General features: G+C 52.4%; 17 protein-coding genes and 1 pseudogene. 4 read left to right on the top strand and 14 right to left on the bottom strand.

The window, feature by feature from the left end; genetic code table 11:
• Positions 1-35 precede the first annotated feature (35 nt).
• The 5 genes from yihA to hisE form a co-directional block, all read right to left on the bottom strand.
• A complete protein-coding gene (yihA, locus tag BUA93_RS11440; protein WP_254793956.1) occupies positions 36-740 on the bottom strand; it encodes a ribosome biogenesis GTP-binding protein YihA/YsxC in 705 nt (234 codons plus the stop codon).
• Positions 737-1,333 (bottom strand): recombination mediator RecR, encoded by a 597-nt coding sequence (gene recR / locus BUA93_RS11435; protein ID WP_072979486.1) that lies wholly within the window; start codon positions 1,331-1,333, stop codon positions 737-739. The genes yihA and recR overlap by 4 nt, the downstream gene beginning before the upstream one ends.
• The gene (locus BUA93_RS11430; protein ID WP_072979484.1) at positions 1,323-2,558 is read right to left on the bottom strand and encodes an EAL and HDOD domain-containing protein; all 1,236 of its coding nucleotides are present in this window, start codon (positions 2,556-2,558) and stop codon (positions 1,323-1,325) included. The genes recR and BUA93_RS11430 overlap by 11 nt, the downstream gene beginning before the upstream one ends.
• A 105-nt stretch (positions 2,559-2,663) precedes the next feature.
• Positions 2,664-3,503 carry an ATP phosphoribosyltransferase gene (gene hisG, locus BUA93_RS11425; protein WP_072979483.1) on the bottom strand — a complete coding sequence of 280 codons (840 nt, stop codon included), beginning with the start codon at positions 3,501-3,503 and terminating at the stop codon, positions 2,664-2,666.
• Positions 3,500-3,760, bottom strand: coding sequence for a phosphoribosyl-ATP diphosphatase (gene hisE / locus BUA93_RS11420; protein WP_072979481.1), 261 nt, complete (start codon positions 3,758-3,760; stop codon positions 3,500-3,502). Before hisE ends, hisG begins: the two co-directional genes overlap by 4 nt.
• Before the next feature lie 94 nt (positions 3,761-3,854).
• On the opposite strand from hisE, the gene BUA93_RS11415 reads away from it, so the two are divergent.
• Positions 3,855-5,075: a hypothetical protein gene (locus BUA93_RS11415; protein WP_072979479.1), complete on the top strand. Its 1,221-nt coding sequence runs from the start codon at positions 3,855-3,857 to the stop codon at positions 5,073-5,075.
• Positions 5,076-5,150: 75 nt separating this feature from the next.
• On the opposite strand, the gene BUA93_RS11410 is transcribed toward BUA93_RS11415, so the two are convergent.
• From BUA93_RS11410 to BUA93_RS11370, 9 genes and pseudogenes are all read right to left on the bottom strand, one after another.
• Complete coding sequence (locus BUA93_RS11410) at positions 5,151-5,978, bottom strand: tRNA (guanine(46)-N(7))-methyltransferase TrmB (protein ID WP_175547428.1); 828 nt, start codon at positions 5,976-5,978, stop codon at positions 5,151-5,153.
• A gap of 24 nt (positions 5,979-6,002) precedes the next feature.
• On the bottom strand, positions 6,003-7,277 hold the full coding sequence (locus tag BUA93_RS11405; protein ID WP_072979473.1) for a carboxypeptidase-like regulatory domain-containing protein: 1,275 nt from the start codon (positions 7,275-7,277) through the stop codon (positions 6,003-6,005).
• Positions 7,277-8,134: a TIGR02147 family protein gene (locus BUA93_RS11400; RefSeq protein WP_072979471.1), complete on the bottom strand. Its 858-nt coding sequence runs from the start codon at positions 8,132-8,134 to the stop codon at positions 7,277-7,279. The genes BUA93_RS11405 and BUA93_RS11400 overlap by 1 nt, the downstream gene beginning before the upstream one ends.
• A gap of 191 nt (positions 8,135-8,325) precedes the next feature.
• Positions 8,326-10,437: an ATP-dependent DNA helicase gene (locus tag BUA93_RS11395; protein WP_072979469.1), complete on the bottom strand. Its 2,112-nt coding sequence runs from the start codon at positions 10,435-10,437 to the stop codon at positions 8,326-8,328.
• Position 10,438: 1 nt separating this feature from the next.
• Positions 10,439-14,227: a UvrD-helicase domain-containing protein gene (locus BUA93_RS11390; RefSeq protein ID WP_072979467.1), complete on the bottom strand. Its 3,789-nt coding sequence runs from the start codon at positions 14,225-14,227 to the stop codon at positions 10,439-10,441.
• 8 nt (positions 14,228-14,235) lie between these two features.
• Complete coding sequence (locus BUA93_RS11385; RefSeq protein WP_072979465.1) at positions 14,236-17,991, bottom strand: exodeoxyribonuclease V subunit gamma; 3,756 nt, start codon at positions 17,989-17,991, stop codon at positions 14,236-14,238.
• A gap of 63 nt (positions 17,992-18,054) precedes the next feature.
• Positions 18,055-18,762: a hypothetical protein gene (locus tag BUA93_RS11380; protein ID WP_072979463.1), complete on the bottom strand. Its 708-nt coding sequence runs from the start codon at positions 18,760-18,762 to the stop codon at positions 18,055-18,057.
• Positions 18,763-19,043: 281 nt separating this feature from the next.
• Positions 19,044-19,547: pseudogene (locus BUA93_RS11375) on the bottom strand (type II toxin-antitoxin system death-on-curing family toxin); the annotation flags it as partial.
• Between the two features lie 112 nt (positions 19,548-19,659).
• Entirely contained in the window at positions 19,660-20,592 is a 933-nt protein-coding gene (locus BUA93_RS11370; RefSeq protein WP_072979461.1) for a Fic family protein, read from the bottom strand.
• Positions 20,593-21,144: 552 nt separating this feature from the next.
• Between BUA93_RS11370 and BUA93_RS11365 the strand changes: the two genes are divergently transcribed.
• Genes BUA93_RS11365 through BUA93_RS11355 form a run of 3 tightly spaced genes read left to right on the top strand, consistent with a single transcriptional unit; the run spans position 21,145 to position 22,597 of the window.
• A complete protein-coding gene (locus BUA93_RS11365; protein WP_139258008.1) occupies positions 21,145-21,819 on the top strand; it encodes a hypothetical protein in 675 nt (224 codons plus the stop codon).
• Positions 21,819-22,238 (top strand): hypothetical protein, encoded by a 420-nt coding sequence (locus BUA93_RS11360; protein WP_072979457.1) that lies wholly within the window; start codon positions 21,819-21,821, stop codon positions 22,236-22,238. The genes BUA93_RS11365 and BUA93_RS11360 overlap by 1 nt, the downstream gene beginning before the upstream one ends.
• On the top strand, positions 22,238-22,597 hold the full coding sequence (locus BUA93_RS11355) for a hypothetical protein (RefSeq protein ID WP_072979455.1): 360 nt from the start codon (positions 22,238-22,240) through the stop codon (positions 22,595-22,597). Before BUA93_RS11360 ends, BUA93_RS11355 begins: the two co-directional genes overlap by 1 nt.
• Positions 22,598-22,917 lie beyond the last annotated feature (320 nt).

The raw sequence follows: 22,917 nt of genomic DNA, 5'->3' as shown, positions 1-22,917 counted from the left end.
GCAAAGTCAAGCGTTGCCAATTCCTCGAAGCCTTCTTATACATTCTCTTGTCCGGTCAATCCTAGAGCTTCCAAAATGTTCTGCCATAAAGCGTCCAACCCGAACTTCTTGAGAGAGCTCACACTCAGCGGGTTCTGCTCAAGACCGAAATTTTCACGGATCGAGCGCAAGCCCTTCGAAAGTTCCGACTGATTCGCCTTGTCGCGCTTGCTCGCAACAATCAGTACGGGGCAGCCCGACGCGTGGATGTTCTCGACCGTCTCGATATCGATGGCATGTCCGCCGTGGCGCACATCCACCAAATACACGAGACCTTTCAGGTCCTTGCACTTTTCCACATAGTCGCGGATAAAGTCGGACATCTGGTCGCGCTTGCTGTTACTGACCTTTGCAAAGCCTACACCAGGTAAATCTACTAGAAAAAAGCGGTTGTTGACTTTGAAAAAATTCAATTCGCGGGTCTTTCCGGGGGTTCTTCCGACTTTTACCAGGTCCTTACGGCCCATCAAGGCATTCATGAGCGACGATTTACCCACATTCGAACGCCCCAGGAAGGCAATCTGCGGGAGCCTTTCTTCGGGGAGATGCTTGATACTTGTGGACCCCTTCACAAATTCTGCGGAGACAATCTTGTAGCCGCCCACCACCACGGGAGCATGGTGTTTCACTTTCGGCGGCAAGTTCGCCTTCATTCCTTTCGCCATTTTCGGGGACTGCACTTTCTTTTCTTCCTGCATCATAAGCTGACTCTCCCTTCGAAGGCGCGGAGCATGGTGACTTCATCGACAAATTCAAGGTCGCTGCCCATCGGGATTCCGCGGGCAAGACGCGTGCGCTTGACATTGACGCCCGCGAGCATCCGGTCGAGCATCAGGGCGGTGCTGTCCGCCTCGGGGCTGGAACCAAGAGCGAGGATCAATTCCTCGACACCTTCTTCCTTAATGCGCCGGACCAGCTCCGGCAGGTGCAAGTGTTCGGGGCCGATACCGTCGAGCGGCGAGATCACGCCTCCCAGAACAAAGTAAGTGCCCTTGTAAATTCCGGAACGTTCGAACGGGACGATGTCGGAACTTTTCTCGACCACGCAGATGGACTTGGAGTCGGGACGCGACTTGCACACGGGGCACAGGTCCTCGTCGGTAAAGGCGTAGCAGCGCGGACAGGGGTGAACCCTGTTCTTGGCATTCAGCAGGTTTTCGGCAAAGCGTTCCACATCGGCCTGATGCTTGGTCAGGATATGATAAGCGAGGCGACGGGCGGTCTTGTGCCCGATTCCAGGGAGCGACGAAAATTCCCCAATTAACGCTTCTAGGCTTTGCGGCTCAATGTTCATTGGTAAAGCTGTAGGTCTCGTTGATGCAGAGTTTCAGCTGTGCCGAATTCAGTTTCAGTTCAGAAAGGCTCGTGCGGATAGAGTCGCGGTCGTCGAGTTCCACGGCATCAGCTAGGCGCAAGAGGGCTCCCAGACGGCCACTGCGGTTAAGGAGCGCTTCCTGCATTTCGTCGTCGGCCGGAGCATCCGGAAGGATCGTCTCGAGCGGGGCGCGCACAAGTGCATCCATACGGCTTATGAGGCCGACCATGAACGCCTTCGCGCAGAAATCGTCGTCATTCTCGTCGATGGTGCGGGCGAGGCTTTCCAGGAACTTCGCACGGTGGCTCGCGTTCTGGAACAGGGGCGAACTCTGCGGAGTCATGCCAAGTTCCGGGCGCGCGTAGAGCATAAGCATCAGCCACTCCTGGATCCGCTGCATACCGACCCATACGATGGCATCCTTGACGGAAGCGATACGGCCGTGCCTGGTCTGCGCATCGGAGTTCACGAAACGGAGCAGGTTCTGCGAGATATCCTCGTGAGCCGAAAGGGTGTCGCACAGATCCTCGAGGCTCGGACGCGACTTGATGCGGAGGAGCAGTTGCAGGATAGTCGCCGAAGTAGCGTCGATCTTGCGGCCGGTCACCAGTTCGGGCTTTGCAAAGAAGAAGCCCTGGAAGTAGTCGTAACCGGCTTCTTCGCAGCGCTTGAAAGTCGCTTCGTCTTCCACCTTTTCGGCGAGGAGCTTAATTCCCATCGTCTTGAAGAAGGTCGCCGCAGCAGCCATCGACTGAAGCGAATTGTCGACTACGTCCATCTTCACATAAGACACGTAGGGGAACAGCGGCTTGAACCGCGTGATGAATTCCTCGTTGAAAATGAAATCGTCGAGCGCCAGTTCGAAACCGAGCGCCCTGTAGCGCTGGACGGCCTTGACGATCGCATCGTCGACTTCTACATCCTCTAGGACCTCGAGCACAAAGTACTTCGGGTTCAGGAGTCCGAAGAGGTTGTCGAGCAGCATGTTACGGCTGCAGTTCACGAACGCCTTATTCTTGCCGATCAGGCGCTGGATGCCGATATTGTTCAACACGTTCTCGAGCACCTGCGCCGTCGCGAGCACATCGCTAGCAATGACCGCAATATCGCTTTCGGGCGAATCGCGGAACAGGAGTTCGTAGGCGTAAATTTTTCCGTCGCGATCGAGAATCGGCTGACGGGCTAGGTAAGCGAGAGAATGCATTTCAAAGGTGATTAGTGGTTGGTGGTTAGTGGTTAGGAGGAACGTTTCGCCTTACGGACTGTGTACTAATCACTAACCACTGCATACTGAATTTAACGCTCCGCGTTAAATTCTAGCGCTCTTGATACCGAACAGGAGAATGCTGCGTGCGCCGGCGTCCCAGAGCTTGTCCATGATGGAATTGGCTTCTTCCTGCGGAACCATGGCCTTCACGGAATACCATTCGCGACCGTGCAACTTGGTCACCGTCGGGGCGTCGAGACCCGGAGTCAGTTCGCAAGCCTTCTGCAGCAGTTCGGCCGGGCAATCGTACTCGATCATCATGTACGACTGGGCGACCAGCTTGCCCTCGATGCGGCGGATAAGCGTGTTGACCTCTTCGAGTTCGGTCTTCTGCGGGTTGCAGAACAGGGCCGCATTGCTACGGAAGAGCGGCTCGCCCACGATACGCAGTCCAGCCTGCTTGAGCGTCGTACCCGTTTCGACCACGTCGACAATGGCATCGGCCACGCCGAGACTCACCGAGATTTCGACGGCGCCTTCGAGCACCACGAAATCCATCGGCTTCTTGTAGTAGCCTTCGACGATGTTCGGGAAGCTGGTGGCGATAGTGGAATTCTTCAGTTCATCGAGGGACTGCACCGGGCTCTCGTTCGGCACGGCGGCGCACATCTTGGAGGCGCCATAAGGCAGGTCGAGAACCTTGACCGCCGGGCTCTTGGCTTCGGCGTTGAAGTCGATTCCGGTAATACCCGCGTCGATAATGCCGCGACCCACGTACATGGGGATGTCGCTGGGACGGAGGAAGAAAAACTCAATCCCGTTCTTGGTATCGAGTTGCGTCAATGTCTTGTACGGCTTGGAAGCCTTGTAGCCGCAAGCCTTCAGAAGTTCCTGGGTGGGCTCAAAGAGCATGCCCTTATTCGGGAGAGCTACCTTAATCATAGTTTTGCGTACACTTCTTCGAGGGTGAGACCTTTTTCGGCCATCATCACGGCCACATAGTAAAGCACCTGGGAAAGTTCGAGGCACTGGGCGTCGCGGCTTTCAAAGCGGGCGGCCATCCAGCTTTCGGCGGCTTCTTCGACAAGCTTCTTGCCGATACCGTGCGGGCCCTTCTTGAAAAGTTCCGTGGTTCCCTTGCCTTCGGGCATTTCCTTCTTGCGCTGGCAGGCCAGTGCGAACATTTCTTCAAACGTCATGATAGACCTCGTTATGTTTTTTACGAGTTAAAAGATAGCTTTTAACGGACCGGATTGTCATAGGAACAAGCCATTCTTTATATATTTAGCCGCGATGAAGAAGAAAACACTCCTTAAACTTTCCGTTTCTATCGCCATTTCCATGGCCGCGCTTACGGGTTGTTCCAAGGGCCTCAAGCCCAGCGACCCCGATGTTTACCGTAACAAGACAGGCATTATCGGCGTATTCCGCCAGTCGGCCTTCTACTGCGAAAACGTGATGCCGCAGTACATGACGCTCGGCCCCCAGAAAATCATGGTCAAGTCCGGCTGGAGCAACGAACAGGACAACCTGTTCATCAGCGAAATGAAGCCGGGAATCGCCCCGCTCTACAGCTACGAATACAGCTGCGGCGATGACGAGACCAGGCTCAAGCTCGACACCACCGACAACGGCAAGAAGGCATTCCCCTACGCCGTCAAGATTCCCGACCAGGGATTCTGCAAAATCGTCATTTCTTTCCTCGACAACGACAACCTGTTCTCGCACAACGACGCACTCCTCAAGGAATACTTCGAACGGAACGAAGTCGCTGCGGGCTACCCGAACATTCCCTACTGCGATGTCATCGACACCAAGGGCAACGTCGTCACCTTCATGGACCGCGACTCGCTCAACCGCGAACTCTACGCCGAGGCCGTCAAGAAAGCCAAGAACCTGACCGCAGACGACATCTACCCGCTCGTTTCCATCGAAGGCAGTTCCGACATGGCGAGCCTGAGCGGCGACAACTCGCAGGTTATCCTAGTCACCTGGCACAACACCCCCGACGAATTCAAGGACGGCCAAACCATATCGCATACCGACAAGGTCATCTGGGCGTTCACCGACAAGGAATTCCTCAGCTGGTTCCGCGAAAACCACGAAAAAGTCGACAACTGGGATCTGCGACTCAAGCAGCTCATCGGTATGTCGCCGGAAACCAACAACAACTACTTTACCGTATTCTGGGCGAACGTATCCGACGTATTCCGCCCCGCCTACTATCCCGAAATCAACAGTGGACTCATGAATACCACCTTCTCGAGCTCCTTCGAAGAAGACATGAGCGAAAACGCGATGTGGTTCAAGAACTGGTTCGACAAGACGAGCGCCACCATCTACAGCAGGGACGGCGGACATCCGTGGACCAGACTCGGCTACACCTACGACTGGGGAAATCCGGACCGCAAATACGGACTCTCTGAATTTATCGTAAAGGAAGGCGCCCCGATCGAAGTCAAGTTCACCAGGAACAACAAGGCGTTCCTCAAGTGGATCAAGGATAGACTATAATTCGGAATTCGGATTTCGGAATTCGGAATTCAGAGTTACTAAGGGTTTAAGTGGGCAAAGCTTAGTTGGCCGGGCTTAGAACTTAGAATTATTGCGGACTAGGGTACGGAAAAGCTCCTGGTCCGCATTTTTGTATTTACGTTCGAACGCCGTTTCAGGATTCTCGGGACTAAAATTCGCGCAATCGACATGAACATTTAACGAGAGACAGTCGCCAGCGATGCGGGCCGCCTCGGCAAATTCGCGAGCGTAAATTTCCCAGTTGGTACGGAGTTCCGTCACGGGAGCCAACCGGAGCATCGTCGGGAAAATCGGATGTAAATGAAAACGCCGGGTCGCTTCGCTTTCCTTGGGCCACGGGTTCGGATAGTAGAGCGCATGGTGCAAAATTTTCCACTCCCCTGCCAACACCTTCTCGAGCGCGAGCCGCCAGAAATCGAGCAATTCCGCGCGGACCCAGAAGGCATTCGAAGGGACCGCCATCCCGGTAGACGCACCTGCGGGGGCGCCACACGGTTCACCTTCCGCCGCACATTCCAGCTGCCGTTCGTTCCCCGCCTTGGTCAGGCGCACCGCCGACTTGTCAATTCCGATAACCGGGACATTCGGGAACTTCTTTGCCAAGTGCAGCGTACTTTCGCCGGTACCGCAACCGGAATCGAGGACCAATTCGGCACAGCCTGCACCGACACGGTCTGCACCCACGCCCCCTGTATTGCGCGCAGCATAGAAATTGTAGATGAACTCGCAAACCTTCTCAAACGCCTCGCGAGTATGGTCCGCCACAGGGCGCAAAAAAGAGGTCGTCGCATACTTGCGAACCACCTCTTCCAAATTCCTATAGATGTCTTCTTGGTTTGATTTTACCGAATGAACTACGTTACCATTGGATTGCTTCGTCACTCCGTTCCTCGCAATGACGTATAGCTATTTTTCCCAAATGGACAGGCGGTCACCGCCGATCAGTTCGATGTCGTCGAGCCAGATTTCCACAACCGGTTCTGCAGGGTTCGCCTTGAAATCCCAGTCGAGCTGGTTCACACATTTGTACGAATACTGGCTATTCAAAATATCGGCCAGCGGAACGCTCACACGCTCCCATTCGTCAGACATCCTGTATTCAAACCTGGCTATCTTCTGGTCTTCTATCGGCAAGTTCGCATCGACCACGGTAAAGACAATGATTCCCTTACCCTTGATGCGGAATGCGACGGAATCGACCGACGAGATGTCGTTACAAAGTTTCTTGTCGCTCTTGCCAAGTTCAACACCCATTGTTGCCCACGCCCAATACTGTTCGCCGGTAGAATCTTCAAAGCTTTCGCCCATCTCGGCAGCCACATGGGCCACAATATTTCCGTCTTCATTTTCGAGCTTAAAGATGTGATTTTTGCCGAAAATAAGCGTGCTGTCAGGAGTCACCGTTTTTTCGGAATAGCTGAAGAACCACCAGCCACCATCGTAGGTGCGGGCCGGCATAAAGCGGTTCTGGTAGTTGGAATCCTGGAAATCGTCGAGCAGGAGCGCACGGCTTTCTTCGGCGAACGTACTGGATGTAGACTTTTCACCGGCAACGGCCTTCAGGTAAGTACTCGTCGTATCCTGATTATCGACATCAGAAATGAACACCAAGCTAAGCGCGCCTTCGGGAAGTGAATCGAGCGTAAAAGAGCCGTCCACCACCCTGGCGGAGTGTTCCATACCGCGAACCTTGACCGTACCATTGGCAGAAGGATCGCCCACGCTGCCCGACACCGTCGCCATTTTCTTGAGCTCATCGCTGCCCAAGTCAACATCCTTGCCGGAAACCTTGACCGGAATCTGCAGAGCTTCGCCATTGAGACTCGCCTCTAGCGTATAGTCGCCTTCGGTCACGCCCTCGATAGTCACGCTACCCTTCTTGTCGGTCTGGGCGGAATAAGCCTTATCGCAATCCAGGCCTTCGCTGTCCATCAGGCGAACCCTAGCCAAAGCCGCAGGGACCTTGTCCGCAGTCAAAATTTCGGCCGTAATCGCATTACCCGCCTCGGTACCGCTCGGGCCACCGCCTGCCGTCTTGGTGCCGCCATCGCCACATGCCGAAAGACCCAGCCCCAAAGTCAGGAGCAAGGCAGCAGAAGATACGGTCTTTGCCGTACGGGCCATGTCGAACGATTTACGTTGCACATTCCAAAAATACAAAAATTCGTTGCGACCGAACATTAGACCCCCTTGTTTTGCGGGGAGGCACCCGTATCGGGGTCATCCACCTTGTCAGAAAGGGGGAACATCGCGATATTCAAAGCGTACACACGGTCGGCACGTTCGCTCTGGCGGGCAAACTGCAGCAAGCCACGACGGAATTCCTCGATGCGGTGACGAATTTCGGGCAGGTCGGATTCGTCGGCAGTAAACACGACCGACGAAATGTCGCGTTCCTCGGGTTTGTGGCGGTCAATCGATTCCTGGGCAAGCTCGAGCGTGTGCCTGTGGAAATCGCGCACCGCCTGGCTCTTGACCTCGCCGCCGGTACTGATAATCTGGTCGGTAATATTCCAGCCGCCGTTGCCGTCGGGAACCACAAGGCCAAGCTGCTTCAGGATTCCGAGTGCCGAGCGCGCCTCGTCCTGCGAAATGGGCGGATTCAGCCCCTTGGCAAGCTTGCCGACATCACTCGTGTCCTTGGTGATGCCGATCAGGGCACGGAGAGCCGCACACGCCCAGCTGCCGAAATACGAAAGTTCAGGCGTCGACAGGACTCGCGTTTCCATGGAACGGAGCTCCATAAGCCGGTAATACAATTCCGAAAGAGCCTGTTTCGCCTTGGTCTTGTTAAAACGGTACAAAGTCTTGAAGTATTCGGCACGGCGGTCGTCCAGGCCGCAGATACGGATGAACGCGGGAAGCGTGCTCTCGTTCAGGTGTCCCTCTTTCTGGAACACGCGCACAAGCCAGGCCGGGTCCACACCGGTCTTCTGGCCGAGATAACGGTACGAGGTAAACGGGCTGCCTTTCTTGGTCTCGACAAACCAGTCCCTCAGAAACTCGCGGTATTCCAAATAGTCTAATACTTCAGGCATGTCTATAATTTACCCAATAAAAGGTAGAAAAAGTTTACATATTACAAAATGCTGACGAATTCCGTTGCATTTTTTACAACAGCAATTTTCAACACCCCGAACGGTAAAATTCTACCCCAAAAGGCTTTTTTGGCGAAATTCGGAATTTTTTGCAACGAAAGCAGGCCTCCGCGGGCAAAAAAAGCTGAACCTTACAGCTCGATACCCGTGTCGCGCTCAATGACCGTCTCGCTAGCCGCCTTGAAGGTTTCGGGGGTGGCGATGATGGTCACGGTCTTTTTGGCGCGGGTGATTCCCGTGTAGAGAATCTGGTTGTTCAAAAGCGGGTGGCCTTCCTGTTTAGGGAGGAACATCGTCACGTGATCGTACTCGGAACCCTGCGACTTGTGGATAGTAATCGCGAAAGCCGGCTCGATGGCATCGGTCGGGAACCAGGAAAGCGGATAGAACACGAAGCCTGTCTCGTTCTCGCTCGCCTTCTTGAGCATGATGTACGGTGTGGAATCCTTGTACACCACGATACCTGTATCGCCATTGTACAGCTTGTACATTGCCTGGTTCTGGGTAATCATCAGGAGTTCTCCCGGGAAATAGCGGTCGGTGAATTTCTTGGCGCCGTAATCCCGAATGAGCTTGCACGCAGACTTGTTGATTTGTTCTACACCGAAAATTCCGCGGCGTTCTGCCGAGAGAATTCTCTTTTTAAGCGAGAGTTCCCAAATTGCCTCGCACTTGTCCTTGTCCGGATTTTCCGGGTCGATTTCGAGCGCCATCTGCGAAAGTTTATAGAAATCGCCCATCCAGGAATGCAGAATCTTTTCGAGCGTTTCGGTTTCCTGTTTCTTGGTTTGCGTACCTGCGGGGAGCGAGTAGTAGAATACCGCGTCCTTCGGGAGATTCTCGCTTTGCGCTGGAACTTCCGTGCCAGAGTCTTTCGCGGGAGCGTCCGGCACTACGGCACTATCAAGCGCCGGATGCGGAGTGAACTTGTGGACGGGAGCGGTGGCGTTCTTGTCTTCGGCGCAAGCCTTGATTTCTTTTGCGAGATTCCCGATAACGGAATCGTCGGTAAAGCGGTTCGACTTTGTGAGTCTGACGGTGAAATCCTTCTTTGACCTGGGCTTGAGAATTTCACCCAGCACGGCGCCAGCGTCTACGGAAGGCAGCTGGTACGGGTCGCCGAGAATGAAAATTTTGGCACCTTCGGGGATGGCTTGCAGGAGCGATGCGAACAGGTTGATATCGATCATGCTCGCTTCATCAATCACGAAGATGGATTTTTCGGAAAACTGTTCCTTCGCGTTGAAGGAGAATCCGTTGTTGCTCCTGGAATACTTGAGCAGGCGATGGATGGTGGAACCTTCGAGATCTTTGAGCTTCTTGTAGACTCTTGATTCCTTCTTCTCGGCGGTGTTGCCCGAACCGGCCTCGTACTTGAATTCATCCCTTATGCCCTTGAGCCCGTTCTGCAGGCTTTCTTGCATGCGGTCGGCAGCCTTGCCGCTGGGTGCCGCGAGGTAGATGGAACAGCAGCATGTTTCGTCGTTGGGCTTTTTCAGGTCGCCCTGGGTCAGGATGCTCCACAGGATGTAAAGCACGACAGTTGTCTTGCCGGTGCCGGGCCCGCCCGTGATGATGAGGTTTTCGCGCTGCCCGCGGATTACGGCTTGCGCCTGTTCTGCGTTCAGATTTAACGGAAGGACTTGCTCGTCCTTCTTATACGTGGCGATGCCTGCAATTTTTTTCTGGATGCTTTCGATATCCGCCTCGCTCGGCAATTTGTCGCCGCCGTCCTTGAAGAGCGTGCCGGCGTATTTCTCGATGAGGATTTTTGCCCGGAAAAGCCTGTCGAGGTACAGGTAGGGAAGTTCGCCCGCGACGCGTGTCAGTATGAGCGGGGTGGAGATGGCGCCTTCGCTGACTTCGCTTGTCTCGAGAGTAGAAATGATGCTTGTAAATTTGCTGGCGCAGTTGTGGAGAATCTCCTCTACACCCGTACTGATAATTTGTTCAAAATAGTCAATTCCGTCTGTGGAAGTGACCGCGTTGCCGGCAGTTTCCTTCAGGAGGAGCAATCCGTTCCACTTGCGCATCCAGCGTTTTGAAAATTCGCCTGCATCTAGCGGCACACGCGTGTTGCCGTCGTCCCAGAGCGAAAAGCAGAGGCACAGGAATTTCTGTGTGGATTCACTGATGTCGGGCTGCATCCGGATTAGTGCGTGAAGGAGGTGCTTGTCGAGCTCGGCGATGCCGCGCATATCCTTGAGCGAGCCAAAGAACGTATCTATCATCTTTGTGTCCATATTAGTTTTCTCCCTCGTCCTTCTTTTTCTTGCTCATCAACTTCTTGACTTCTCCGTATGCCTTTTCAAGGGATGCGTAATCCTTCCAGGTGTGCGCGTAGATTCCCTTGCCCGTGGCACCGTCCGTACCGCGGAGGAACGCGTAGTAAATACCGCCGAAGTGCTGCTCGAAAATCTGCTGTTCGTCGAGGCCTTCGCCCGATCCGTCGGCGCGCTTGCCGTAGAACTGCTTGAGCCACTGGATAAGGCAGTAACTGTAGAGCACCCGCTGGACGGAATAGTCCTCGTCCACCTTTTTCTTGATTTCCGCGTCGCCGTAGTTTTCGAGCGAGTCCGATTTCCAGTCAAGGATGGAGTAACGTTTTTGCTTGTTGACTTCGCGCACGAAAAGCAGATCGATGAAACCCTTGCACACGCGGTGCAGAATCGTAAGCGCCTCGGTTTCTGCAGGGGGCGCGTCCGTGCCGCTATCCTCCGGGTTTCCGGCATAGGCGTTCATGCCGAACTGCACTTCGGGCTTGTGGTCGTTTAGGGGGAGTTCTACCAGCCTGAAGGTTGCGTCGCGGTGGATTTCTGCACCCTCGATTACGGGAAGGCTTGCGTGCAGCGTGTTCCACACGAGGCGCGCGGTGATTTCGGTCCATTCCTTCTTGTGGGCGGCTATCGGGAGCGACTGCGCCTTGAATTCTTCCTCGATGACGTTCTCGAGTTCTGACGTTTCGATATTCGGGTTGTGCCCGAGCGCATCTTCGAGGGACTTGAACCTTTCCCCGAATGCCATAAAGCGCATGCGTTCGAGGATGTTGTGGAGCGCATCGCCCACCTTTGAACCACGCGGGTAGTTTTCCATACCCGGTACGGGGATTTCTTCTGCCGTAGATTCGCCTTCCTTTTCGGTACGGCTGTCGTCGGCTTCGGCAATGGGCGTCTCAGCTCGGCCGGAAAGCGAAGAGTATGAATACTGCATTATGCTTGCGCCTGCAATTTTGCCCTGCAGGGAAGCGATTTCCACCTTCTGTTCCGTGATGGCCTTGTCGAGGTCGACCGTATTGCTGTTTGCCTCGTTTGTCCTGGCGAGAATGTCCTTGACAAGGTTCGCCTTTTCGGCGATGCCTTCCTGCACGGTAACCCACTGATCGCTTTTTAGCAAGCGGTCGTACAGGTTTGTGCTTTTTTCGGCAAAGTTCTCAAGGGCGTCCACCAGGAAGTGGACGTGCTTGAAGTAGCCACTTTTTGTTGCAGGTTCATTTTTCTTGGGCTTGTTGTACCACACGTCGTAACGCGGGATAAGCAACAGCGAAGAAGCGCGCGTGAAGTCCACGTAGAACAGGCGTTTCCATTCTTCCATCTCTTCGCGCTGGCGGCATTCCTTCGCCGTGTCACCAAAGCCAAGATGCAACGACTCGTCTTTGCCGTGGGTGATGTAGGGCGGCTTGGAATTAGGCAACTGCTTGAAGCCCGCGACCGAAATGACTACCGGGAATTCGAGGCCCTTGGACGCGTGGATGGTCATTACCTGCACGGCGTTGAAGTCGCTGCCCTTTTCGACCAGGTCGCCGTTCTCGTCGTCGGCAGATTCCTCGTAGCGGGCGAGCCCCTGCAAGTGGCGGATAAGGTCGTCGAGCGAGCACCTGTGATTGTACAGGTAGTCGATGGCGTAGTTACCGATTTGGCGCAGGCGGGCCATGCTCTGCAACCGGGAAACATCCATCAGGCGGTATTCTATTTGCGTGTCGTCGTAGATGCGTTCCAGCATTTCGGCGTAACGGCGTTTCAGCGCGAGGGTCCTCCAGGAGGCAATCTGCAGGCGTTCCGGGTTGTTCGGGTCGTCAAATTCCTTGCTTTCGGCGTAGTGCAGTTCCTCGAGGCCGCTGGACTGTTCCGAGCCGCGGGTGGCGCGTTCCCTTTCGGCGACGACATCCTTGAAGAAGTCGGTAATGAGCACTTCGCTGAGCAGCTGCCTGTTCCATGAAGAAAAATCGGGGGCGTTTATCGTGCGGAAGAGCGAAATCCATTCGGCGCATTCCCTGCTGCGGAACAGGTTCGTCTCCTTGTATTGCGTGTAGGGTACGCCCACATTCCGCATAATGCTTTCGATGTTTTCCATCTCGCTGCGGGATTTTGCGAGAATGGCGAAATCCTTGAACGTCACGTTCTTGAGTACCGAATCGTGACCGGGCTTGCCGTAATCCTTGTCGAACACCTGAAGTCGCGTCGTCTCGCCGTCTTCGCGGAAGGAACACCAGTCGATAATATGCGCGACTGCCGTTGCAGCGAAGCTGTCTGCCGAGATGTCCTTCTCGCTGAGCCAGATGGAGCGGACTTCGTTGCCGTCGATTTCGGGCGCCTTCTTCTTCTGGCCTGCGTTCTCGCCTTCGGGAGGGTATGAATCCGTAAACTTCACGAGTTCGGGCATCCCTTCTGCGGGTGCGAAATAATTGCCGGAAAATAGCGCGTTGCAGCCGTTGATAATTCCGTCCGTGGAGCGGAAGTTGTGCACGAGGTCAATTTTCTTGCCGATTTCGCCTGTCGCCTTCTTGTACACGTTCACGTCGGCGCCCTGGAAACTGTAGATGGACTGCTTGGGGTCGCCTACCACGAAGTTCTGGAACACATTGCTGAAGATATCCCACTGCAGCTGGTTCGTGTCCTGGAATTCGTCAATGATGGCGTAGGTGTACTGCGCGCTGAGGCGTTCCTTGAGCGCACTGCCGGGCTCCATGACGGCCTTGTGGACCGAAAGAATCATGTCGTTGAACGACTGCAACTTGTTTTCGGCCTTGTATGCCTGCCATGCGTCGAAAAGTTGCGGCGTGTGGGCGATAAGGAACTTGTGGAGCTTGACCTTTTCAACCTTCTTGTCGATGTCGGAAAGGAATCCCTTGAGTTCCTTTAGGTAGCAAAAAGACGCATACATATCCTTGGGCCAGTCTTCTTGCGGGCATTTTCCATCTTTGAACGAACCGTCGTATAACGGAGAGCCCTTTTTCCATTTCTTTAGACTGTTGAGAAATTCGGGAATAGGCCCCGTGTTTTTCTTTGTGAAGAATTTGTCCGTGTTCGCTTCAAAAATTTCAAGTTGGCCTTCCAGATGAAGGGTAGACACGAGTTCTTCGAAATTATTCGCCTGCGCGATTTTCTCCAGTTCTTCCAGCGACAGCGCTTTTTCGCCTAGCTTGGGCATTTCGACTTCGTCAATCGTGACGATTTCCTTGCCGCTTGCGTCGACTCCCTTGTACATGTCGACAGCCTTGATGAAATAGCTTTTCAGGTTCTCGATAAGGCTGGAAGTGCTTTCGGCTTCTCTCAGCAGGGCGATGAATTCGTCATCCTTGCTCCACTTGTCGCGAATGTACTGGTCTACCATGTCCTCGACGGCGGAATCGTCGACCATCGCCATGTCGAACGGTCTGCCCGCATCGTAGGCATACTCCTTGAGCGCCTTCTGGCAGAAGGAATGGATGGTAAATATCGCCGCGTTGTCCACATCCTGGTAGGCCTTGCGGAAATTCGCCATCTGTTCGGGCGAAAGTTCGGGTTCGCTCTTGTCGATTCTGCCCTTTTGCAGGACCTCGTCGATTTTCTTGCGGATACGGTCCTTCAGTTCGCCTGCCGCCTTTTCGGTGTAGGTCACGATCAGGATTTTCTTGAGCGGAGTGCCCTCGGCAAGCATACGCGCGACTATCAGCTGGATAGTATAGGTCTTGCCAGTGCCTGCGGAAGCCTCGATGTAGATGCTCTTGGAAGGAGTGAACTTGTTTATCTTGAATTCATTGATTTCTTCGGACATACTCACCTCTACTCCTTTGCCTTGCCTTTCTTTGCCGTAGTCTTTTTGGTGGCGGTTTTAGCCGTAGCCGCCTTGCCTGTTTCAGCCTTCTTTGTTGTCTCCGCGCCGTCCTGCTCTTTTGGCTTTACATACTTCTTGATGGCGATGAGCCTGTTCATTTTATCGGTCGCTTCGTCCCATTCGCTTGCAAATTTATCGGGAGAGAAACCGACATCGGTCAAGGGGTTGAAAAGGCTCTTCTTGTCGAAAAATGCCCATGAATCGCTCAGAAGCTTTTCGGCGTAGCTGAAGATATTCTTTTCCTTGAGTTCGCCGATGAGGTCGGCAGGGACTGCCTTACTGAACGGCATGGATTTTGTCGTCTCGTCACCGAATGCGGTGGTGTATATGGTCTCGATTTTCTTGCGGGCGTCTGCGGGAGTCATGATTACGCTCGTCTTTGCGGGGCCGCTCATTTCCTTGTCGCAAGAATAGATGGAGACGCCGATTGTCTGCGGCGTATTTTCAAGTTCGGGCTTGGCGGAGCCCTTGTACGCAATGACGGCAAGCGCCTTGATATAGGGGGACATGTACTTGTCGAAGGAAATTTTTTCGTTCTTGCTGCTTGTGGAGCTGACCTCGATTATTTCCGTCACGTCTTCGATTTTCTTTGCGTTGCTCCAGTCCAGCTTGCCGGAAAGGAGCCACTGGGAACCGTCGGTACGTGTGAATTGCAAATCCTGGATTTTTTGGCCGTACGACCAGTTTGCCTGAATGTCCTGCACGAGGCCGGGTGCCTCGGGAGTGCCACCCATCTGGGAGAGAATCAGTTTTTTCTTGGCGTCGATGGTTTGCCACTGGATTGCCCCGAATTCGCCGTTAGGCGTCTTTCCCTTCAGTTCGAGGTCTTTCTTGAAGTTTTCGAGTTCTTCCGATTCTCCCGAAAGTTCGGCGGCCAGCGCCTTCTTCAGCACGATACTTGTATCCAGATGGTCGAAATAGACGGGTTCGAAAAGTTCCTTCTCGACATCCTCGTCATCTTCGTCAATCAGCATGAGCGAGATGCGGAACTGGAACGGGTCTTTGAGGAAGCTTGCGAGCGTGTAGAAACCCACACGTTCCGGAATGCGCACCAGGTATTCCTTCTGCTTGCTTCTGTCCAACTTTCCAAGCCTTTCCCTGCGGCGCTTCCTGATTTTTTCCTGGTGTTCCTCTTCGGAGAGGCGCATCCATTCGAACGCTTCCTTGTTGCGCAGGCTCTTGGGCGTGAACAATTCGGTTACATCGCGCGTCTCGTCGAGCTTAATCTCGTTTTCCTTCCATTCCACGGCGATGAATTTCCGCAGGTCGTTTACCACCGACGACGGGTACAGTTCCGCATCCTTCTTGATATCCTTGTTCACGTAGCTCAGGTGGAAACCTTCCCCCGTGCTCATGAGCTGGCACAGGAACGCATAGCGGTTCTTGAGTACGGGCGAATCGTCACCGGGCCAGGGCCTGCAGGATTTGCGCAGGTCGAGCGTATTGTGCTGTTTTGCCCCAGGGAACGACATCGCGTCGGCGCCGATAAAGAACAGATGTTTTACGGGGAGCGTGCGGTTCGGGGCGAACTTCATGAAGGTAATCCCGTTCACGAAAATGTTCCCGCAACTGTATTCGGTTCCCTGTGCGGCGGTAAGGAGGGCCTGTTCCACGATTTTCATCGAGATATCCTTCTGGCCGGCCGCATTCTGCCAGCCGAGAAGTGCAATCGCATCGGCGACGCGCCTGTAGACGATGGTTTCACTCTTGAGCGCATCGGGAACGTGCGGCATGGCAATCCACTTGTCGAGATGTTCCGCGAGCAGGTCCAGGTCGTTGCACTTGTTCTTGCCGAATTCCACCCAATCCTCAAGTGTTTCGATGCAGTCGATAAACTTGCAGAGCGACGCCTTGTCGGAACAGGCCATATCGGAGAAGGGCCGGAGCGTATCGCCGTCGAAGTTGACCTCGTATGTTGTCATCTGGGCCATCAGCAGGCGGTTCTTGACCTTGTCCCAGTCATCCTGCTTGTCGCGGGGGCGGAACGTATTCGTTTCGGATACCCAGTTCTGCCAGGCGTCCACCTCCTCGTTGGTAATCTTGCGGACCGCCTGCACAACGGGATTGCGGACCAGCGCAAAGAAGTCGGGCCTAGAAATCCCCTTCTGGTCAAGGACGGTGAACAGGCTCGCGAGTGCATTTTCGGTCAAGGAACTCCTTGCGGGCGAATCGACTATCGAGAACGGGATGCGCATCTTTTCGCTCTGGTCGAACACCATGTTGATTGCCGTGCGGTAATCGTCGAGGCAGGGCGATACCACCAGGATATCCTCAACGCGTGCGCCCTTTCTGAGCAACTTGCAGACTTGGGTGTGCAGGTCCTCGATCTCGCGGATTCGGGTCGGTGCCGCGGTCACGTCGAGGGAACCGTCGCCTACGCAGGATTCAAGACCGTCCATGTTGTTTTCGCGATGCGCGACGGCGTATTGTACCTTGTGCAGGAGGGTGTCTTGCGGCAATTCGATTTCGCGCCCCTCCCTGTCAAAAATGCCGTTGAAGTCGAAATCGTAGTTGGTCGCCTGACACCAGAGTTTTATGTTGTCGCGTCCGGAACGGCCCCAGTTTACGAGCAGGTCGTTTTCTGCCGGTTGCATTGCAGGTTGCGTACCGTTGCCTGCGCACTCGGAAATATCCTCGATGTCCGTCGTCGGGTCGCCGGATTCGGGATTTCCCGTTTCCATGATTTTCATCTTGTCCTTGATGTGCGCGGCATCGCCGGTACCCGATTTCCATTCACCAGTCTTGGAAACTTCCCAATTCCTGCAAATTTTCTCGGGGGCGGTAAACGCGTCTTCCCAGAATTCCATACACGGATTCTGGATGAATGCGTACACGTCGTGCTCGCTGGCATATTTCTGCAAGATGACACGGTAAAACTGCCCCATACCCGAAAGCCCGAAGATAAAGACGGGGAGAACCTTGCCGTTGCTGCCGTGCGGAAGTTTTTCTTCGTTGAATTTACCGTTTTCAAGAGCCTCGAAGAGGTACGGGATGGTGAGGTAATTCCGATTTTCGTGCAATTTTTGGGACATTTCCTTGAAAGCACGGGTCAATAGCGATTCATTGTCGCCCTGCTTGTGGAAAATGGCCGAATACAGCTTTTGCTGCCATGCCTCGCGCCCCGCGAGCTTGCCGTTGAAATTCGCAAAGAACGGCTGCAGTTTTCCCGCTTTCCAGTGGTCGAGAATGCCATCTACATCGCCATTCGCATTTTTTGCGAAACCGCTCGGGCGACTCGTCTCGTATTCCAGGAAGAGTGATGCCATCTTCAGGGCAAAATCGAACAGGTGGTTTTCGTCAAGTCCTCCCTCCGGGTCGTTCGCGTTCGTGAGGTAGCGGGTCACTTCGTCGTCGATGCGCTTGTAGTTCGGGATACCGTCCGTTTCGCTCGTCAGGTAGGCGAGAATCACGTTCATCAGGATATCCGCCGAGAGCTTGCAGAGACGAGTTGTTTTACCTTCCTTGTCCGTGACGACACCTTCTCCCACCAAGATGTCGAACAGGAACCTGTCAATGGTGCTCTTGTTCAGGTTGGCGAGTACGCCCTTCTTCTTCATCCAGCGCAGGCGAAACCACTGCTCGAGTTTCGGGTCCGGGAATATCACGACCGGGGCGTTGAACGGGTCGGTCCAAGCGGCAGTGAGGGCTTCGATCATCTCGTCGGCGAGATGTTCCAGATTCAGGGCAAATTTCAAGTGTAGCATAGTGAGAATATAGTTACTCGTTTATCGTTTTTACATTTATTATCGCACAAGAACGGTTTTTTGTCAAAAATTCGAGATGTTCACCGGGAACGGCATCGTTTCTAGCAGGCCTTCAATTTTTTTGAGCATCCCAGGTAAGACAGAAATTCTCTTTGCGAAATTTTTTTCGTTTAGCGATACTTCAACCATCCGTTTTTCGCCCAATGTAACCCGAAGCAGGAAAAACTTTCCCTTATCCGCCAAGTCCCATCCGTACCCCAATTCCTCCATCATCTGGGAAACGCATGTTTTCAGGCTTAACTTCGCCATTTCCTTAAGCTTGGCTTTCTTTTCAAATTCAATTTTCTTCTTTTCAAACGCCGCAAGGTGTGCTGGAAAATTGTTGACGAAGTCCTCAATATTCCGCATAGTCGGCGACAAGTCACAGGTATCCACCCGCCGCGAAAAAGGGGCGATTCCGCCGGTTTTAAAATGCACATAACACAGCGAAGACGCCAAAATAAACTCAACAGACGACGCTGCATCAAGCGTAAAGGAAATCCTGATTCCGCTTATTTTGTCACCCGGCTGAAAAACGTCGCCTCGGCCTTTCCCCGACCGCAATATATTGCACACGCAGTTAGGATGCCGCGTTTTCATGTCATTATACATACAAAGGACTTCGCCTTCGGAAGGCGAGCACCCTCGTTCTCCGGGAACCAGTATTCCGCAAAGAAGTTTTTCCCAGTACTTGCGGGCCTCCTGCTCAAACGTTTGCTTTTTAAAAAACACACTATCCTTCCTTTTTTCTATCCTACAACATAGTTTCCATTTGCAACAAATGACAATATTATCCTTGAATTCGGAATACTAACGTATGCCAAGGGTTTTAAAACACCCGCATCATTTCTGCGATATCAAGACAGATGTAGCGCGTTTGCCGCGTGGCATCGTGTGAAGCGTCATCGTGTTGCACCACGCCTTCGAAATGCTTGTGATAATGGCCGTAAAACCACAAGGCAGGTTTGATTGCGTGCAAAACGCAATTTAGGTTCTTGCGGGATTCGACAATCTTACCCCATCAAGTTCACCACGATCTTCACCATCATTTCCATGTCCTCGGGGCGGCTCTCGGCAATCATCAGCGTCATGGTAACGAGTGTGGCATCGGCGATTCGCTTGGAACCGTCGGCCCTGTACAAAATGCCGTTATTCAGCAGGAACCACAGAAAGAGCGTTGCCGCAATGCGTTTGTTGCCGTCGCTGAACGAATGGTTCTTCGTGACGAGATAGAGGAGCATCGCCGCCTTCTGTTCCACGCTCGGGTAGAGTTCCACTCCTCCGAAGGTCTGGTAAATCTGCCCAATGCTGCTCTTGAACGAGTCGTCCTTCTCATGGGCAAACAACTCGCTGCCGCCGAACTTCTCCTTGAGCCCCTGAATCGCCGCCATTGCGTTCTCGTATGTCGCATGGAACTTTTCCGCATTGGCCGACTTGCGCAGCACAAGCCGCTGGTGGTCGTAATCGTCCAGCGTATCCAGCGCAAAAGCGTAATCCGTCACCACGTCAACTAGTGAAAGGGTATCCATATCTTTTTCGTTCTGCATAAAGCCTCCAAATAGGGAATATACATTCCCTACGCGACAAATACTGTCACATAAGTCAAAAACCTAAAATATCCGAAAAAATTTATTTGAGTTTCAACAGGCAGTTGTCGAAAAGGAATTTGAACACGGCCGTGTTGTCGTTTGTCTCGTAAAAGGCAATCAGCAATTTCTTGTACTCAGGCACCAGCTCCTCGGGCACAACGATGATACCGCAACCGTTGGAAATCAGGATGTGGTTCGCGAAGAGTGTTGCAGTCCTCTTGTTCCCGTCAATAAAAAGCTGACCCCTTGAAATGTACAGCTGCGCCTTTATAGCCCTCTCGTACACGTCCTCAATGGCGAGAATTCCTTGCAAATCGTTCTTTACCACGCCCTCGATAGGAATCTCAGGCTTCCACGCGGTTCCGCCTATACTCACGGGCACGTCCCTCAGGGCACCCGCCGTGTAATAGAAACCTTCTTCTACAAGCTTATTGATGTAGCAAAGGATGTTGTAGTCCGAGGGGGCGGTTACCACACCCTCGTCAAGGATGAACTGCCATGCATGTTTCAGGTTATTGATCTTTTGCACGTCGCCTACAGAGAGGTTACTTATCTGCCCGCCCTCGACAACGGTCTCGGTGTCCAGGAACGTGACCGCCATACCCTCGAGCCTTGCCTGCTTGTAGATGGAATCCACCATGTTACGCTTGGCGAGGTCGATGTTCTTTTTGACGGCTTCAGAAAGTTCGCCCTCCTCGTATCCTAGTTTTTTTAGCTCCTTGGCAAGTTCGCGGATTTTCCGTTTTAGGCTGCGGGCCTCGATGTTGTTCTTCGTTATCTGGTTGAACAGCGCTTCCGAGTAGTTGCCGACAAACCGCGTCCTGGAAATGCCGCCGTCACGCTTATGGATGTAGATGTAGGACTTTCCATCACGTTCCCGAACCTCGATGCTGCCCCAAACGAGACTGTTCAGGTCTTTGACGAGGATGTTCTTTTTGTTGAGCAGGTCTGCTATCAGGGCTTGGTGTTCCATAGTAATAAAAATAGCTTATTTTTACAAATATGTGAAACGTATTGAATAATTTTTAGCATAGATGTTTCACACAAACGGCGTAAAACGCAGAATTTGCACAATCTTTTCAATTATGTGAAACAAAAAAAATACCGTTTTCGGACATAATGTTTCACACAAACGGAATCAACTAGCCATTTACACCCCATTTTGTCATTCCCAGCTTGACCGGGAATCTCCCTTTTACTAAAATAAAGATTGACATAGCCCCGCACCGAATGGTGCGGAGCGATCGGAATTTTTGAGATTCGTCTCTTATTCTCATTGCTGAAACTACCACTTTCAATTGACTCGAGAATAGGACCGACGCTCACGCCTAATGGTGCGTGGGTCGTTTGTGCTTATTGAGTCAAGGGTGTGGTAGCCCGCAGCAATGGTAAGTGCATACGACACCACGCCTTTTTTATTCCTGAAAAATGTGTGCGACAAAATGTCGAATAAGGACCGAATCCCCGATTCACAACTATAGGCCAGTTGCGAATATGGAAAGTATGGTCTAAGAAAGGACGATTTATGAAAATCATGAATCTATACGAACTCGCTCTTTTGTTGAGAACAAAGTTAAAAATGGCGAAATGGCCATTTAACCGATACGGTTTTCCCGTATTTCCCAGGGAGGTGATTCTTGAAGAACCGCCTACACTCATAGAACCAATCCAAAGGATCCGTTGTTGCAAAAAGCCAAATGAGAACTTGCTGAGTTCATTTTCCGATGACTTGTTCATAAAAAGAAGACTTCAGCGTATTTTTGAAGAAATTAACTTGTATGGGCTTTTCAAGGGATTCGGAGGGTTTGACTTAAGCCCTAGAATAAGATGGCCTTTCCAACAGCAAAAGTTCAACATATGGCTTTCTCAGTTGGCTACCGCATTTGTCGCCTTGTCGGGACAAAAGATCATTCCCAACTTTAGGATAGGAAACTTGCAAACTCTATTTGCACTGGAATCATATCCGAAAAATATTCCCTATGTCGTAGGGACGTTGGGATGCTCTAAAAAAATGCGACCTCTTCACGAATTCATCTTCAAGACGAAACTTTTGATAGCAAGACCTTCACATTTAACAATCTACGGCCCGCTTAGAAAGGAATATGAACGACTGATGCTTGAACAAGGAGTAGAATACAATGTCGTTACAGATTTTCGAACCCGAAGTTACGCCCTGTCTGCACAAAGGAGGAAGAAGTAATGGACTCAAAAGATGTGTACTCGTCGTCGGTTGATGCCCAGAGGGAATTTGCAAAGCATGATTCTGAATTAATGGAAAAAATCATGCAAGGCAAGAAAAGGAACATTGCCCATTCCGAGGAATGGACATCGGTGAACATCAACGAGATTATCAGTCAATTTGCACCCGATGCCCATGCAGAAGTTCATGGCAACAAGGTCGAGTGGCATAACGAAAAAACGAAAATTTCCGTAGTAGCCGATATCGGTGGAGGTTATCTGCGACTACAGGATAAAAGCGTTCCATATAATTTGTATCTTGACATACATGGTAAAGATGTGCGAAATTATATTGACGCAAATGGCAAACAGCATGGTCGGCCAAAAGCCAAGCGAGAAGCATTAACTCATTTCAGGATTAAATACAGGAGTGAAATGTAATGGAACGCTACGACGAAATCTTTATCCCAATTCACGATTTGAATGATGACTGGACCATATATGTAAATACTGATCCGGAACACCGCCAGTTGCACCATTTTGTGCAGTTCAAAATGTTCGAAAGGGAAAACGAGACCTTATGGGACATCTATAGCGCATTCAACGAGAAACTGGAAACGCTTATCGACCGTTACGAAAACGAAGAGCTTCCTGCAGGCAAGGTCGACGCGGCTATCGCCATCGCCGAAAGTTTCCGAAACAAGAAAACCGGTGAACTGGAGAAGGCCGCGTTTGAAAAACTGATGCAGGCGTTACACAAGGCGAAGGAAATGGGCAAACCAGTCTATTTCTGGTTCTAATCGCCTTATTCTTTGTTTTTTTTACTATCATTTTCCATGACATAGCCCCGTACCGAATGGTTCGGAGCGGCCGGTTTTTTTGAGTTTCGACTCTTATTCTCGCTACTGAAACTACCACTTTTACGTTGATTGAGAATAAGACGAACGCTCACGTCCCATCTGGGGCGTGGGTCGTTTGTGCTTATCAATCAACAGGGTGTGGTAGCCCTCAGTAGCGGTAAGCACTATGACGACTCCACGCCTTTTTTGTTTTTCCAACGATTTTGGCCAGAGTTCCCTTTGAGCACTTGAACAAGAGCGGATTCAAACAACTCTTGATA

This window comes from Fibrobacter sp. UWH4 (genome assembly GCF_900142475.1).
Classification (GTDB): domain Bacteria; phylum Fibrobacterota; class Fibrobacteria; order Fibrobacterales; family Fibrobacteraceae; genus Fibrobacter.
The sequence above is the reverse complement of the archived record's forward strand: the minus strand, read 5'-3'. Positions and strand labels throughout refer to the sequence as shown.

What these genes read in the sequence shown, in the direction of transcription:
- yihA (WP_254793956.1), bottom strand. Translation starts at nt 740, where the DNA reads ATGATGCAGGAAGAAAAGAAAGTGCAGTCCCCGAAAATGGCGAAAGGA.
- recR (WP_072979486.1), bottom strand. Translation starts at nt 1,333, where the DNA reads ATGAACATTGAGCCGCAAAGCCTAGAAGCGTTAATTGGGGAATTTTCG.
- BUA93_RS11430 (WP_072979484.1), bottom strand. Translation starts at nt 2,558, where the DNA reads ATGCATTCTCTCGCTTACCTAGCCCGTCAGCCGATTCTCGATCGCGAC.
- hisG (WP_072979483.1), bottom strand. Translation starts at nt 3,503, where the DNA reads ATGATTAAGGTAGCTCTCCCGAATAAGGGCATGCTCTTTGAGCCCACC.
- hisE (WP_072979481.1), bottom strand. Translation starts at nt 3,760, where the DNA reads ATGACGTTTGAAGAAATGTTCGCACTGGCCTGCCAGCGCAAGAAGGAA.
- BUA93_RS11415 (WP_072979479.1), top strand. Translation starts at nt 3,855, where the DNA reads ATGAAGAAGAAAACACTCCTTAAACTTTCCGTTTCTATCGCCATTTCC.
- BUA93_RS11405 (WP_072979473.1), bottom strand. Translation starts at nt 7,277, where the DNA reads ATGTTCGGTCGCAACGAATTTTTGTATTTTTGGAATGTGCAACGTAAA.
- BUA93_RS11400 (WP_072979471.1), bottom strand. Translation starts at nt 8,134, where the DNA reads ATGCCTGAAGTATTAGACTATTTGGAATACCGCGAGTTTCTGAGGGAC.
- BUA93_RS11395 (WP_072979469.1), bottom strand. Translation starts at nt 10,437, where the DNA reads ATGGACACAAAGATGATAGATACGTTCTTTGGCTCGCTCAAGGATATG.
- BUA93_RS11390 (WP_072979467.1), bottom strand. Translation starts at nt 14,227, where the DNA reads ATGTCCGAAGAAATCAATGAATTCAAGATAAACAAGTTCACTCCTTCC.
- BUA93_RS11385 (WP_072979465.1), bottom strand. Translation starts at nt 17,991, where the DNA reads ATGCTACACTTGAAATTTGCCCTGAATCTGGAACATCTCGCCGACGAG.
- BUA93_RS11370 (WP_072979461.1), bottom strand. Translation starts at nt 20,592, where the DNA reads ATGGAACACCAAGCCCTGATAGCAGACCTGCTCAACAAAAAGAACATC.
- BUA93_RS11365 (WP_139258008.1), top strand. Translation starts at nt 21,145, where the DNA reads ATGAAAATCATGAATCTATACGAACTCGCTCTTTTGTTGAGAACAAAG.
- BUA93_RS11360 (WP_072979457.1), top strand. Translation starts at nt 21,819, where the DNA reads ATGGACTCAAAAGATGTGTACTCGTCGTCGGTTGATGCCCAGAGGGAA.
- BUA93_RS11355 (WP_072979455.1), top strand. Translation starts at nt 22,238, where the DNA reads ATGGAACGCTACGACGAAATCTTTATCCCAATTCACGATTTGAATGAT.